The sequence below is a fragment of the Nocardiopsis sp. NPDC006832 genome, from assembly GCF_040635885.1.
Taxonomy (GTDB): Bacteria; Actinomycetota; Actinomycetes; order Streptosporangiales; family Streptosporangiaceae; genus Nocardiopsis.
In genome coordinates, this window is the sequence record NZ_JBEYLC010000098.1 from 1 (window position 1) to 14,531 (window position 14,531).

At 70.2% G+C, this 14,531-nt stretch carries 9 protein-coding genes and 1 pseudogene; 2 read left to right on the plus strand and 8 right to left on the minus strand.

Going from position 1 to position 14,531, the window contains the following annotated elements; all coding sequences use genetic code 11:
• Nucleotides 1-346 (plus strand): gamma-glutamylcyclotransferase family protein (locus ABZ717_RS27245; RefSeq protein ID WP_358515681.1); only part of this gene is annotated, 346 nt, incomplete at its 5' end.
• Between the two features lie 21 nt (nucleotides 347-367).
• On the opposite strand, the pseudogene ABZ717_RS27250 reads toward ABZ717_RS27245, so the two are convergent.
• The 8 genes and pseudogenes from ABZ717_RS27250 to ABZ717_RS27285 form a co-directional block, all read right to left on the minus strand.
• Nucleotides 368-2,143 (minus strand): annotated as a pseudogene (locus tag ABZ717_RS27250) (endonuclease/exonuclease/phosphatase family protein); the annotation flags it as partial.
• A 289-nt stretch (nucleotides 2,144-2,432) separates the two neighbouring features.
• Complete coding sequence (locus ABZ717_RS27255) at nucleotides 2,433-4,412, minus strand: translation factor GTPase family protein (protein WP_358515684.1); 1,980 nt, start codon at nucleotides 4,410-4,412, stop codon at nucleotides 2,433-2,435.
• Between the two features lie 169 nt (nucleotides 4,413-4,581).
• The gene (locus ABZ717_RS27260) at nucleotides 4,582-7,149 is read right to left on the minus strand and encodes a polynucleotide kinase-phosphatase (protein ID WP_358515687.1); all 2,568 of its coding nucleotides are present in this window, start codon (nucleotides 7,147-7,149) and stop codon (nucleotides 4,582-4,584) included.
• Nucleotides 7,146-8,618 (minus strand): 3' terminal RNA ribose 2'-O-methyltransferase Hen1, encoded by a 1,473-nt coding sequence (locus ABZ717_RS27265; protein ID WP_358515690.1) that lies wholly within the window; start codon nucleotides 8,616-8,618, stop codon nucleotides 7,146-7,148. Before ABZ717_RS27265 ends, ABZ717_RS27260 begins: the two co-directional genes overlap by 4 nt.
• A gap of 43 nt (nucleotides 8,619-8,661) precedes the next feature.
• On the minus strand, nucleotides 8,662-9,687 hold the full coding sequence (locus ABZ717_RS27270) for a hypothetical protein (protein WP_358515705.1): 1,026 nt from the start codon (nucleotides 9,685-9,687) through the stop codon (nucleotides 8,662-8,664).
• A gap of 19 nt (nucleotides 9,688-9,706) precedes the next feature.
• A complete protein-coding gene (locus tag ABZ717_RS27275; RefSeq protein ID WP_358515693.1) occupies nucleotides 9,707-11,824 on the minus strand; it encodes a TRAP transporter fused permease subunit in 2,118 nt (705 codons plus the stop codon).
• A 14-nt stretch (nucleotides 11,825-11,838) separates the two neighbouring features.
• Nucleotides 11,839-12,381, minus strand: a complete 543-nt coding sequence (locus ABZ717_RS27280) for a DUF1850 domain-containing protein (protein ID WP_358515696.1) — start codon at nucleotides 12,379-12,381, stop codon at nucleotides 11,839-11,841.
• A gap of 6 nt (nucleotides 12,382-12,387) precedes the next feature.
• On the minus strand, nucleotides 12,388-13,437 hold the full coding sequence (locus tag ABZ717_RS27285; protein ID WP_358515699.1) for a TAXI family TRAP transporter solute-binding subunit: 1,050 nt from the start codon (nucleotides 13,435-13,437) through the stop codon (nucleotides 12,388-12,390).
• Nucleotides 13,438-13,602: 165 nt separating this feature from the next.
• Between ABZ717_RS27285 and ABZ717_RS27290 the strand changes: the two genes are divergently transcribed.
• A partial coding sequence (locus ABZ717_RS27290) for a TAXI family TRAP transporter solute-binding subunit (RefSeq protein WP_358515702.1) occupies nucleotides 13,603-14,531 on the plus strand: 929 nt, incomplete at its 3' end.

Genomic DNA, 14,531 nt, shown 5'->3' on the forward strand with positions numbered 1-14,531 from the left:
CTTCGTCTACGGAACGCTTGCCCCGGGTAGGCCCAACGAGCATGTCTTGGCGGACGTCCCCGGCGTATGGGAACCGGCGACGGTCCGGGGAGAGCTGGTCCAGCAGGGCTGGGGCGCGGCGGCCGGGTATCCGGGCATCGTGCTGGACGACTCCGGCCCCGAGGTCCACGGCTTCGTGTTCGGCTCGGAGGAGCTGGGCCGTCACTGGAAGCGCCTCGACGACTTCGAGGGTGATGAGTACAGGCGGGTCCTGGCCCCGGTCCGGCTGAGTGGTGGAGAAGACAGCGGAGCCGGGGAAACGGTGCGGGCGAACGTCTACGCCCTGCGCCGGGCCTCGGGCGGCTGAGGCCCGGCGCGAACGAGTGGGTCAGCCTCGGTGCGGCGGGGTGCCGCGCCGGGTGTCGATCCACAGCACCTGTGGGTCGTGGTCGCTGACCTGGTCGTGGAACTCGGAGTTGATCCGAACGACCTCGTAGTCGACCCGGCCGGCCAGGGCCTCGTTCACCAGGATGTGATCGAGGGCCTGTGAATTGCCGTCGAAGACATAGTTGTAACCCTCGGTCGGCTCCAGCAGGTCCACCATCGGGTTGGTGAGCGCGCCGTCGCCGGTGAGGACGTCCAGGGTGTGGGAGAACTGGAAGTCGTTCAGGTCGCCCATCACCACCAGGTTCGCGTCGGGATCCACCGCCAGGAGCTCGTCGGCGAACTCCCGGACCAGCTCTGCTTGGGCGCCCCGCTGCACCTCGCTGGACCGGTTCGGCGGCTGCTGGACCCCGTGCAGGGCTTCGTCGCCGCCCTTGGAGTTGAAGTGGTTGGTGACCACGTACACGTCGCGGTTGAGGGCCCGGAAGTGGCCGACCAGGGGTTTGCGGCTCTCCTCCCAGGCCTCGTCCTCGGGGCTGACGCGGCCCGGGGACACCGAAAGTTCGGCCCCGTCCTCACCCTCGACGACCTCCACGGCGGTGGTGGCGTCGCCGCCCGCCACGTCCACGAACCGGGCCCGGTCCGGGTTGAAGAGGAACGCGTTGCGGATGTTGCCGCCGGGCACGCCGCCGTCCTGTTTGTCCTCCGGGCTGATCTGGCGCCACTCGTAGGCGGGGCCACCGGCGGCGGCGATCGCGTCGACGAGTCGGTCCAGGGTGAGGCCGGCGTCGACCACGCCGTCGTCCGTCTCACCGCTGTCGTCCTGGATCTCCTCCAGGCCGACGATGTCGGGTGAACCGACGTACTCCACGAACCCCTCGGCGAGGGCGTCGAAGTCCGTCTGGTCGTCGGTACCACCGAGGTTCTCGACGTTGTAGGTGGCCACGGAGACCTCGTGCCGCTCGGTCTCGCGGACCGACCGCCGCTCCAGGTCACCCGTGGCGTGCCCGCCCAGGGTGGTGGCGCGGATGAGGTGACCACCGAACCGGCTGTAGTACACGGGCCCCTCGGTGACCCCGGTGAGGGTGTCGCCGACGTTCGCGTCCGGGAAGGGACGTTCCGCGTGGTCGATCAGCGACTCGATCTTCACCCGGCCGCTGTTGGGGTCGTCGTAGGAGCCGTAGTGGGCGCCGCCGTTCGCCGTGGCGTTCTCGTCAGGTCGCGTGGTCACCCACAGGGCGTCGTAGCCGTCGGTGGGCGCGATGACGGGGGCGTCCTCCACCCGGACCCGCATGTGCTCGTGCGCGGCCCAGAAGTCGAGGGCGTAGGCGTCGGGTTCCAGTTCCAGTTCGGAGATGTCACCGCCGGGCGCGGGCGCGTAGGCCCCGGGGACGGTGTCCTCTTCCAGCAGAACCGACTCGGGTAGCGCGTTGCCGCTGGAAACGACGTTCCAGGACGCCTGGTCGAGCTGGGTGATGGTCTGGGCGCCCTCCTGTTGGGCGTACTCGCTCACCCGCCCGGAGACCAGGACCTCGTCACCGACCTCGACGTCGGGGGTGGTGGACCCGGTGAAAACGAACAGCGCTTCGCTGGTGCGGGGGTCGTCGTCGCCTTCGGGGTCCTGGAACCAGAAGCCCTGTGCGCTGCCGAATCCGGCGATGGCGGTGACCACACCGGGCAGGCCGACGACCTCCTCGTCCACCAGGGGTGAGGTCCGGGTGGTGCCTTGGACGTCGTGGACGCGTAGGTCGCCCGGTTCGGCCGGCGCCTGTTCACCATCGGCCAGGGCGGGCACCGCGGCGACCAGTCCGGCACCCAGGGCCATGGCGGCGAGGACGACGCCGGTGGTTCGGTAGGGGGTTGGGGACACGCCTGCATCTCCGGTGGTGTCGGGGGTGTGGGGATTTTGTGCCGGCTCATCATCACCCTCGGGGGTGTCCGCTCGAAAGAGTGGGCGTGAAAAGAAGACGAAGTGCGATCCGATTGTGGTGATCCCATGACAAAGCGTCGCCCCGAACCTGGTGTGATCCTCCAAGTCCGGGGCGTTCCCGCCGATCTGGCCCCTTCGGCTACCCGACGATCCCGGTGCGGCCCGCGTTGCCCAGGTGGACCAGGTACTCTTCCGGGTTCAGCGGGTTGCCGTCGGTGCGGGTCCGACGAGGCGCGCGCCCCCGCACCGGCCGGTCTCCCCCGGGCCGGGTCCACCACACGCCCTCGCCTCGGGAGAGCCCCGAAAGCCGGGTCCGGAAGGTGTCGGTGCCGCGGACCGGGATCTCACCGGTCACCCGCCACCCCTCGGCGGTGCGGACCGAGTCCCGCACCCGCGCCCCGCAGGCGTGCAGGTGGGAGACGGCCGCGCTCAGCGCGTCATCCGGGACCTCCAGTTCGAACTCGCGCACGGGTTCGTGTACGCGGGTGCCCGCGGCGTCGAGCGCGCGCATCAGCACCATCGGGGTGAGCAGCCGGAAGTGCGCCGCCTCCGTCAGCGGTGCGATGTAGCCGCTGCGGACCAGCGTGACCACGCAATCGGTCACCGGCCACCCGTACAGCCCCTGCCGGAGGGTGTCGCGCACGCTGTCCTCGACCGCGTGGTCGTAGGCGGCGAGCAGGGCGCCCAGCTCCGTCTCCCGACGGAACACCACTCCGCTTCCCTCCTCCCCCGGATCCACCCGCAGACCGACCGTGACCGGGCCCCCGATCTCCCGTGCGAGGTCGATCGGCTCGATCGCCGTACCGGAGCCGGACGGGCGTTCGGTGTGCACCACGCTGCTGGGCGCGAAGACCGCCTCGACCCCGAAGTCGTCGGCCAGGGTGGCGGCGACGACCTCCTTCTGGACCTCTCCGTGGAGCAGAACCGAGAGCCCCTCCCCCGGCACCGTGCGCAGCCGGATCAGCGGATCCTGGTCCGAGAGCGCGGTGAGCGCCGCGTGGAGGCGGATCGAGTCTTGCGGACGCACCGGGCGGACGACGGACTCCAGCGCGGGGTCGGCCAGGCTCACCGGCACGGTCGGCGGACCCATCCGGTCGCCCACCCGCAGCCCGGGCAGGCCGCGGATCCGGCCGATACCGCCCGCGGTCAGGGAACGACCCCGCTCACCCTCCGAACCGGCCACCTCCAGGTAGGTGATGCGGCCCTGGTGGGGTTCGCCGTCGGCGGGGTCGGCCCGTTCGAACCGAACCCGGTCCCGGGGGGCCAGGCGCCCGGAGAACAGCCGCAGGTATCCGGTCTTCTCCCCCGAAGCCGAACGCTCGATCGCGAACACGGTCCCGTGTGGCTCCTCGGAGCCGTCGGTCCGAACCGTGGCGGGCAACAGCTCGGTGAGGGCCGCCGTCAACTCGGGAATTCCCGCGCCGGTGACCGCCGATCCGGACAGCACCGGGTACAGAAGCCCGCGTCCAACCTGGTCGCGGACGTTCTCCCGCAGCGCGTCGCCCAGCGGTGGGGGACGATCGTCGACCAGCGCCGCCAAGAGGGTGTCGTCCTCCTCCGCGAGCAGTTCCGCGGCCCGCTCCGCCAGCCCCGGATCGTCCCAGTGGCACGACAGGGTACGCGCCCCTCGGGTCCCCGGTTCACGCACGGTGTCCAAGGCCAGGACGCGGTCGGTGAGGCGACGCCGGACCTGGTCGAGGACACGCTCGGGGTCGGCCCCGCCGCGGTCGGTCTTGTTGACGAAGAGCAGCACCGGCAGGCGCATCCGACGCAGGACGCGCATGAGCAGGCGGGTGTGCGGCTGTACCCCCTCGACGGCGGACAGCACGAGTACCGCGCCGTCGAGTACCGACAGGGCGCGCTCGACCTCGGCGACGAAGTCGGCGTGACCGGGGGTGTCGATCAGGTTGACCCGGGTGGCACCGATCCGGAAGGGCGCCACGGCGGTGCGTACGGTGATGCCGCGTTCGCGTTCGATCCGGCCGGTGTCGGTCCGGGTGTCGCCGGAGTCGACGCTGCCGAGCCGGTGAATGGCACCGGCGTCGAAGAGCAGACGCTCGGTGAGACTGGTCTTACCCGCGTCGACGTGCGCGAGGATTCCGATGTTCAGGGTGGTCAAATGCGGTTCCCAGCAGGGTTTCGATCCGGAAGATGGGTTCGAGAACTCCATAGGAACGCCGCATGCCGTGACCTCTCTGTTGTCGGTGCTGGTCAGGACGATGATGGACGGCGGAAGCGGGACACGCAAGGGGATTTCCCGCGTGCCCCGCCCTGTCGATCCCACACGGTCACAGGCGGGGGTCGACCGGTTCGGTCTCCAGCGCCAGCAGCGCGAAGACCGGCTCGTGCACCCGCCACAGCGGTTCGCCCGCCGCCAGCCGGGACAGGGCCGTCAGCCCGAGCTTGTGCTCGCGCATGGCCAGTCCCGCCTTGCGGCCGAGCCTGCGGTCCTTGAGCACCGCGATCCGTTCGGGGTCGGTGTAGTCGGCCCCGTAGATGATCCTCAGGTATTCGGGTCCGCGCACCTTCAGCCCCGGCTGCGCCAGTCCCTTGCGGGCCATGGCCCGTGCCCCGAGCAGCGGCTTGACCACCATGCCCTCACCACCGACGTCGACCATCTCCCGCCACCACCCGGCGGCGGCCTCGCGGGCGTCGCCGTCGGTGGTGTCCACGACCCGGTAACGGGTGCGGTGGATCATCGGGTGGGCGTCGGCGAGCTGTTCGGCCACGCTCATGTGCCAGAGGTGGTCGGCCTCGGTGTACTCGCGCCCCTCGGTGGCCAGCAGCATGAACGGGGCGAACCGCAGGCCCTTCACCCCGTCGGTCTCCCAGGTGTAGCGGCGGTAGACGTCGCTGAACGCCGCCATCTGCCCGGTGCGGCGTTCGATGGTCGCGGCGAGCCCGGAGACGTCCACCCCGCGTTCGGCCGCGGCGGCCAGCGCGGCGCCGGCGGCCGGCAGCGAGGCCCTCGCCGCGGCGCCCACCGACGCGTACTGGTCACGGATGAGCGAGCCGGCCTTGGCCGACCAGGGCAGCATTTCTCCGTCCAGGGCGACCCAGTCGGTACCGAGCTTGTCCCACAGGCCGGCGTCGGAGACCGCGCGACGCAGTTCGTCGACCATCGTCCGCTGGAGGTCGGCGTCCTTGAAGAAGGGCCGGCCGGTGCGGGTGAAGACGGTGCCGAGTTCCCCGGGGACGAAGCGCCGTTCGGCGGCGGCCTCGTCCCGGCACAGCACCGCCACGGCCCGCGAGCCCATGTGTTTCTCCTCGCAGATCACCTGACCGATGCCGGAGGAACGGAAGGACTCGAAGGCCTCGGCGGGGTGTTCCAGCAGGCCCGGGTCGGCCGCGGTGGGCGCGGGCGCCATCGTGGGCGGCAGGTACACCAGCCACCTCGGGTCGACGGCGAAGCGGCTCATGACCTCCAGCGCGGCCATGGCGCTCTCCGCGTTCGCCCGTACGACGCCGTCGTCGGTGTCGACGAACAGGCCGGCGTGGAGGTCGCCCATGCCGAGGTCGGTGATGTCGACGGCCTGACCGGCGTTCCGGTCGTTGTCCCTCGACGTCTCCTCCGCCAGCGGTCGTACCGGTTCGTACCAGACCTGTTCTGCGTCCACGTCCACGATCTCGCGCTCCGGGTAGCGCAGCGCGGTGAGACGCCCACCGAACACGCAGCCGGTGTCCAGGCAGATGGTGTTGTTGAGCCATTCGGCCTTGTTGGTGGGTACGTGCCCGTACACGACCGCGGCCCTGCCCCGGTAGTCGCGTGCCCAGGGCAGGCGTACCGGCAGGCCGAACTCATCGGTCTCCCCGGTGGTCTCGCCGTACAGGGCGAAGGAGCGGACCCGCCCGGAGGCACGCCCGTGGTACTCCTCCTTGAGCCCGGCGTGGGCGATCACCAGCTTCCCGTCGTCCAGGACGAGGTGGCTGACGAGGCCGTCGCAGAACTCCAGGACCCGCTCGCGGAACTCCTCGCTCTCGCGCCCCAGTTGTTCGACGGTCTCGGCCAGACCGTGGGTGAGCTTGCCCGCGCCCTTGCGCATGTAGCGGACCAGCTTGTTCTCGTGGTTGCCGGGCACACAGAGGGCGTCGCCGTCGGCGACCATCCCCATGACCAGGCGCAGCACGCCGGGGCTGTCCGGTCCACGGTCGACGAGGTCGCCGACGAACACGGCCGTGCGCCCCTCGGGGTGGTGCGCGCCCACGGGCCGTCCCTGGTCGTCGCGTCGTATCTCGTAGCCGAGGTCGCCGAGCAGGGACTCCAGCTCGGAGCGGCAGCCATGGATGTCACCGAGGATGTCGAAGGGCCCGGTGAGTTCGGTCCGGTCCGGCCAGGGGCGTTCCAGTTCGATCCGGGCGGCGTCGATCTCCTCCTGACCCTTGAGGACGTACACCTTGCGCACGCCCTCGCGTGCCATGCGCTTGAACCCGTCGCGCAGGTCCCGGCGCTGTCGGCGTACGACGTGGTCGCCGAAGTCGCGTTCCGGTCGGGAACGGTTGCGCGCCACGGCCACGGACTCGGGTACGTCCAACACGATCGCGGTGGTCAGGACGTTGTTGTCCTTGGCGATGCGAATGAGCTGCTCGCGGGCCTTGCGCTGGACGTTGGTGGCGTCCACGACAGTGAGCAGTCCACGCCGCAGCCGGATGTCCACGATCGTGTTCAGCAGCGCGAACGCGTCGGCGGTGGCGGTCTGGTCGTTCTCGTCGTCGCTGACCATGCCGCGGCAGAAGTCGGAGCCGATCACCTGGGTGGGCTCGAAGTGCTCGGCGGCGAAGGTCGATTTTCCCGACCCGGAGACCCCGACCAGCAGGACGAGCCCCATCCGGGGCACGCGGAGGTTCGTCTCGGTCATCCGGTGAAGACCCCCATCTGTGTCGGTGCCCCGGTCTCGGGGTGTTCGTCGCCGACCGGCAGGTACCGGACGGTGTAGCCGTACTGTTCGGCGACCCGGTCGGCCCACGCCGCGAACTCGGTGCGGGTCCACTCGAAGCGGTGGTCGGCGTGGCGGAAGGATCCGTCGGTCAGGCCCTCGTAGTGGCGGTTGTACTCGACGTTGGGTGTGGTGACCACGACGACACGGGGCGCGGTGTCACCGAAGACGACGTCCTCCATGGCGGGCAGCCTGGAGGGGTCGAGGTGTTCGACGACCTCCATGAGGACGGCGGCGTCGTGGCCGTGGAAGCGTTCGTCCCGGTAGACCACGGAGCCGAGTAGCAGCTCGGGCCGGGGCCTTCGGTCGGATCGGCCCGCGGCCGCGTCGGCGAACAGCGGCCTGTGGCCACGGCCTCCGCCCGGGTCGCACCCCTTGCAGAGCTTGCGGTGGGCGATCTCCAGACCGCCCAGGTGGACGTCCACCCCGGTGATCCGCTCCAGGTTCCGGTGCCGGACCAGCCGCTCCAGCAGCTTTCCGCCGCCACAGCCCAGGTCGATGACGCTGGAGACGTGCTCGGACTCCAGGATCGTCTCGATCGCGTCCGCCCGCCGATCGGCCAGGGACGGCTCACGTTCCTCGACCACCGGGTCGACGACGTCCTCCTGGGGCTCCTCGTGTTCGGTCAGGCGGGCCAGGGCGGTGCGAACGTACCGATCCCGGCGGGCGAGGTAGCGCCGGGTGATCCACTCGCGTTCGGGGTGCTCGGCGAGCCATCCCGCGCCGTCCTCGGCTTCGACCCCGTCCACGGGGGCGCCGCCGGCGCGCAACAGTTTGTCGATCTCGGTGGAGTCCACCCAGTAGTGCCTGTTGCCGCCCTCCATCGCGGGCAGCAGCACGTACAGGTGGCTGAGGGCGTCGGACAGCCGCAGGGTGCCGGTCAGGGTGAGTGACAGGTAGTGGGAGTCACCCCAGCCGGGCAACCCGGGGTCCAGTGGCACCGGTTCGGCGCGCACCGTCCAGCCGAGCGGCTCGAACAGGGCACGGGCCCGCTCCGGCCCCGATCGACACGGCACCGCGGGCAGGCGAAGCTCCAGTGGGATGGGCGTGGCGGCCAGTTCGGGGCGCCCCTCGCACACACCACGGATCGCGGTCCGTAGCACCCTGCCCAGCGCCACCGTGAACAGCGACGACGAGGCGTAGGGGCGGTCGTTGACGTACTGGGCCAGGGCGAAGTCGGGGGTGCTCACCGACGTGCGCGTGCGCAGCAGCGCCCGCGGGTCGACTTCCAGCAACAGCGCGGCCGTGCAGCGTTCCTCGGTGGCTTCGGGGTAGAAGACGTGCGCCGTCCCGAAGGACTGCTCGAAGCTCTGCGCCTTGTCGGGATGTTTGTGGAGCAGGTATCCGAGGTCTGTCGCCGGGCGGGCCGTGGTCGTGATCGTCAGTAGCACCCATGCATTGTGGCGGACCGCCGCACCTGGTCACCAGTGCTTTTCATCCCGCTTCGGCGTCGGCCTCGGGGGCCTGGCGCGGATCCACGCCCAGTTCGGCCATGGCCCGGGCGATCTCCGCGCGGGCAGGCCCGAAGAAGGACCAGGGGATCTCGTTGTAGAACCGGCCGACCGCGCCCAGGTGCCAGCGCGCCGGATCGGACTCACCCGACCGATGGAACGCCCACGCGAACAGGTGGTGCGCCTGCACGTCGCGCACGTGCGGAACCCCGGCCGACACCCACGCCCGAGCGAGCCGGAAGAGCTCGCGGACCCCCTCACCGTGCAGCCGGCCCAGGCTCATGGACACGATGTAGGGGCTCTTGCCCTCCTCGATCAACCGGCGCTGTTCCCCACGCAGGTACTCGGCGTGGGCCAGGGCCAACACCGCCGGGAGCGGGCTGCCCTCGGGCGCGGTGTCGGCCGCCGCGCCCGCCGCGGCGAACATCTCCTCCACCGACCCGCCTCGGCTCGGGGCCAGGGCCCGGACCCGGGTCATGTGGGCGGGCACCAGGTGGGGCGCGCGAGCGTGCGCCTCGGTCCAGGAGCGTTCGCGTTCGGACCGGTCCCCGAGCCCCATGGCCACGGTCTGCAACGCGGCCCAGGGGGCGGCGTCGTCGGGGTTGAGCCGGGCGGACTCGGCCAGGGGCACGCGCGCCTCGTGCAGCGCGGCCTCCACCGCCTTGTGTTCGGCGGTCCCTCCCGACGGCAACGACATGGCACGGGCCAACAGGGCGTGCCCCAGCCACAGCAGCGTGTCGGCGGGGTCCGCGCCCTCCTCCACCAGTCCGGCCACCTCGTCGGGCCGGTCCAGAGCGGACCGGCCCAGGGCTTCGGCCTGGTGGGAGCGGGCCTCGGGGTCGTCTCGGGTCTCCAGCAGGAGCGAGGCGCCCACCTCGACGTCTCCTTGGCGGACCGCGGCGCAGCCGGCGCGCAGCAGCGGGTCCGTGCCAAGGGACGCCGAGACCAGGGCCCCTTCGAGGTCGGTGCCGCCGAGCACCTTGGAGGGTTTCCGTCCGAATCGCCACATGCCTGCCATGTCAGCGAGGTTAGGTCATGGACCGGTCGGCCTTCTCCTGCGTCTCCTCCGTCTCGACGTCGGTACCCGGCCGCGGTTGTCCCAGCGGCGCGACCAGACCCTTGGCCTTGTCCCGACGGTGGTTGATCACCTGCAGGACGATGAGCGCGGTACAGGCGGCGCTGCCGGCCAGCACGAACCAGTGCGAGGCCACGTGGACCGACAGCAACGACTCCGTCCATCCGGTCCACTCGGGGGCGATGAGGACCAGGGCCGCGGACAGACCGAAGGCGATCCGTTCGCCGATCATGGTGCGGCGCAGGAACCAACCCTCGATGGCTATGGCTCCGGCCGCCAGTGCGGCCGACCCCGTGACGATCGCGATCACCAGGTCGAGAACGGGACCGTCGACCTCCATGAGCGCCGAGTAGGCCATGAGCAGCGGGATCAGGTAGAGGCCCTTGGCGAACTTCCACGCGGACACACCCGAACGCATCGGCTTGGAGTCGGCGATGCCCGCCGCCGCGAACGCCGCGAAGGCCACCGGAGGGGTCACGTTGGAGTCCTGGCTGAGCCAGTACACGATCATGTGCGCGACGATGAGCGCCAGGCCCAGCTGTTCCAGCGCCGGGCCGGCCAGGATGACCAGAACCACGTAGGAGGCGGTCACCGGCAGGCCGATACCCATGATCAGGGAGGCCAGCGCGACCATCACCAGGGTCATGAACAGGTTCCCGGCGAAGGCGTTGACCAGCACGTCGGAGAAGACCAGACCGAGGCCGGTGAGGCCGACCACCCCGACGATGACCCCCGCGACGGCGCACGCCACCGACACCGGCAGGGTACTGCGGGCGGCCATGACGAACACCTCCAGGAAGTCCTGGACGCTCAGGCGGCTGCCCGCGCGCAGCATGGCCACGACCAACAGGGCGCCACAGGCCGCCAGGCCCGCCTGTGTGGGCGGCACGTAGTTGAGCAGCAGCACGATGAGCAGGACCAACGGGGCCAGGAAGTGCCAGCCCGCGCGCATCACGATCGCGAAGGCGGGGACGTCCTCCTTCTTCATCGTCCCGACGTTGTGCTTGCGGGCGAGGATGTCCACGAACAGGAACATCAGCGCGAAGTACATGATCGCGGGGATGATCGCGACCTTGACGATGTCGGCGTAGGGGATGCCCAACCGCTCGGCCATGAGGAACGCGCCCGCGCCCATGATGGGCGGCAGGATCTGGCCACCGGTGGACGCCGCGGCCTCCACGCCCGCCGCGTCGTGCTTCTTGTAGCCGACCCTCTTCATCAACGGGATCGTGAACGGGCCGGTGGTGACCACGTTGGCGATGGCGCTGCCCGAGACCGAACCCATCAGGGCGCTGCCCAGTACCGCGCCCTTGGCGGGACCGCCGACCATCCGCCCGGTCAGGACGTAGGCCAGTCCGACGAAGAAGTTGCCGCCGCCGGTCTTGGACAGCAGCGCGCCGAACAGGATGAACACGAACACGAAGGTGACCACGACCCCGAGCGTCAGCCCGTAGATGCCGTCGTTGCCCAGGTAGGTGTGGGTGGCGATGCGCTCGTAGGTGGCCCCCGAGTGACCGAACCGGCCGGGGATCATCGGGCCGATCCACGCGTAGTACAGGAAGCCCGCCACGAGGATCACCATGACCAGACCGACCGAGCGGCGGGTGGCCTCCAACAGGATCACGATCGCGAGCGCGCCCATGATCCAGTCCAGTTCGGTGTAGGCCCCCGCGCGACGGGCCAGTTCGGACTGGAAGACGATCGGATAGAGGCTGACCACGACTGTGCCCACGACCATGACCAGGTCGACCACCGCGCCGATCACGAACAGGACCGGGTTGCCCTCGGCCCTGCCCTTCTTGAACGGCGGCATGATGAGGAAGACCAGCAACATCACCAGCATCAGGTGGATGAGGCGCTGCTGGCGGGCGTCGAGCCCGGCGCGCAGGGCGATGTAGAGCTGGAAGGCGGTCAGGGCGATACCGAGGAGGAGGACGACTCCGCCCACGATCATTCCGCCCTTGCCCTCCCCCCAACGCTCGGCGGCGACCTTCCGCCAGAACGGCGGGGCGTCCTCGCCGAGACCGTCGACGTCGGGCAACGCGCCGGCGGAGGTTCCGGTCTTGGCCATGTTCTTCCTCGGGTTCACTGGGGTGCTTCGTTGGGTTTTCGGTCGGTGGGCGTGTCGCACTCCGGCTGGGGGTCGGAGTCGAACAGCAACTGGAGGGTGGTCGCCCGAACGGGTTCGACGACCACCCGTCGGGAGGCCAGGCACGGGGAGAGCCGCACCTCGGAGTCGGGGGTACCGACACGGTGGTCGACCGAGGGCGCGCCCACGCGGATCGCCACCTCCGTGCCGATGTCGCGGTCCATGTCCTCGATGACCCACCACTCGCCGTCGGCCCGGCCGGTGCCCTCCCCCGGCCGGTGGCCCATGCCCGCGCCGAACTGACGCAGTCGGGTGGAGTCGACCACCAGGTTCCCGTCCCTGACCTCGATGTACTCCTCGATCGGCAGGTGGTCGATCGAGTGGACGTAGGAGATGGTGAACAGTTCACCCTCGGCCAGGGGCAGGTGGCCGAGCCGGTCCTCGTCCACACTCAGCCGGAGCGCGGGCCACAACGGCAGCGCGGCGGCGGCGACCGCCGCCCCCACGAGGAGGGCGGCGGCGCTGGCGGACCGGAGCACGGATGCCTACTCTTCGGTGGAGTCGGTCTCGGGCAACAGGTCCTCGGGGATCTCGACGCCCTCCTCCTCGTAGAAGCGGACGGCGCCCGGGTGGACCGGGACCGGGCTGTTCTCGATGGTCTCCGGGACGAGGTAGTCCTCGCCCGGGGCGTAGACGCCGATGACCTCGTCGATGTTGTCGAACATCGCCTTGGTGATCTCGTAGGCCTGGTCCTCGTTGAACTCACCGGGCACGACCAGGGCGTTCCACACCGCGATGGTGTTCACGTCGTCGTCGATGCCCGGGTAGGTGCCGCCGGGGATGGTGTGCTCGGTGTAGCCGCCGTAACCGGCGACGATGGCCTCGCGCTCCTCGTCGCACATCTCGATGATGTCGATGTCCTCGGTGGTGCCCAGCTCGGTGATGCCCGAGTGGCCCTCGCCGACGACCCAGGAACCGGCGTCGAGCTGGCCGTTGGACAGGGCGTTGGCGGTCTCGGCGTAACCCAGCTGCTGGAGTTCGACCTCGGTCGAGGCGATCTCCAACGTCTCGAACACCTGGTTGGTGGTGGCCTCATTGCCACTACCGATGTCACCAACGGAGTAGCGGCTGCCCACCACGTCGGAGAAGCACTCGAAGCCCTTGTCCGCGGCGATGTCGGCCAGGGTCACCGCGTGGAACACGTTGGGGTACATGACCGCGAGGGAGTACGTCCGGGCCGGGTCGGCCTCGAAGTCACCGGTGCCGTTGAAGCCCTGGTCGGCGGCGTCACCCTGGACGATGGCCAGGTGGCCATCGCCGCTGTTGAGGAGGCGGATGTTCTCCACGGAGGCGCCGGTGGCCTCGACGGAGGCACTCTGGCCCTCCAGGTTGTCACCGATGATCGTGCGCAGCGCGCCGCCGATCGGGTAGTACACACCGCTGGTACCACCGGTGACGATGCTGAGGTCGGACTGGACCGGGGCTCCGCCGAGCCCGACGTCCTCGGTCGCCTGCTCGGCCGGTTGCGCGCCACAGGCGGCGAGCGTGACGACACTGGCGGGGATGGCGGCCAGGGACAGCAGTGTGCGTCGCATGGTCGGTCGGTCCTCTCGGGGGTTCTGGGGCAGGGGGGATCAAGGGTGTGACCGGGGCCACTTTCCGTCGCCAGAAAGGTAGTGGCCGCGCCCGGGGGAGCAACACCCCCACGGGTGGGATTTGAGCCTTTCCTGAGGTTCGGGTCCGGTTGCTATCGTGCGAACATGGCGCGGCCCCCCACCCACCGTCTGTGGGCGACCTCCCGAATCCTGATCGCCGGTCTCCTGACCGTCTGTCTGCTCTCCTGGTCGCATCCTCCACGCTCGGACCCACTCCGCCTGGCCATCGGCACAGGCGGTAGTGGCGGCGTGTACCACGTCTATGGCGCCGGGTTGGCGAGGGTGACAGAGCCCGACCCGAACACCCAGATCACCGCCCTGACCACCGCGGCGAGCGTGGAGAACAATCGGCTGGTCGCCTCCGGCGCGCTGGACGCCGCCTTCACCCTCGCGGACGTGGCCGCGCTGGCCGTCGAGGGCCGGGAACCGTTCGATCGCGCGCTGCCCATCAAGGCGATCGCCCGGTTGTACGACAACTACACGCACGTGGTGGTGCGCGCGGATTCCCCCTACGAGGAGGTCGCGGACCTGGCCGGGACCTCCGTTTCGGTGGGAGCCAGGGGTTCGGGCACCGAGATGATCGCCGAACGGCTACTGGACACCGCGGGTCTGGCCGAGGACACCGACTCGGACGTGGACCGACAGCGGTTGTCCATCGGCGGCTCGGTCCGAGCATTGGAGGACGAGCGCATCGACGCGTTCTTCTGGTCCGGAGGCCTGCCGACCCAGGCCGTCTCCGACCTGGCCACGCGGACCCCGGTGCGTCTGCTGGACCTGTCCGAGCACGTTCCGGAGCTGGTGGACGAGTACGGGGAGTTCTACTCCGAACTCCCCGTGCCGGCCGAGACCTACGAGAACGTGCCCGCGGTGCGCACCATAGGGGTGCCGAGCCTGATGGTGGCCGGTTCCCGAATGCCGGACCGGTCCGCCCGGGAGTTCACCCGGCTCCTGTTCGAGTCGCGGAACGCACTGGTGGAGATCCACCCGGTCGCCCTTCACCTGCACCCGCGATCGGCCATCGCCACACTGCCGGT

Excerpts from the sequence above, each read along its gene's own strand:
- ABZ717_RS27260 (WP_358515687.1), bottom strand. The coding sequence starts at position 7,149 with ATGACCGAGACGAACCTCCGCGTGCCCCGGATGGGGCTCGTCCTGCTG.
- ABZ717_RS27270 (WP_358515705.1), bottom strand. The coding sequence starts at position 9,687 with ATGTGGCGATTCGGACGGAAACCCTCCAAGGTGCTCGGCGGCACCGAC.
- ABZ717_RS27275 (WP_358515693.1), bottom strand. The coding sequence starts at position 11,824 with ATGGCCAAGACCGGAACCTCCGCCGGCGCGTTGCCCGACGTCGACGGT.
- ABZ717_RS27285 (WP_358515699.1), bottom strand. The coding sequence starts at position 13,437 with ATGCGACGCACACTGCTGTCCCTGGCCGCCATCCCCGCCAGTGTCGTC.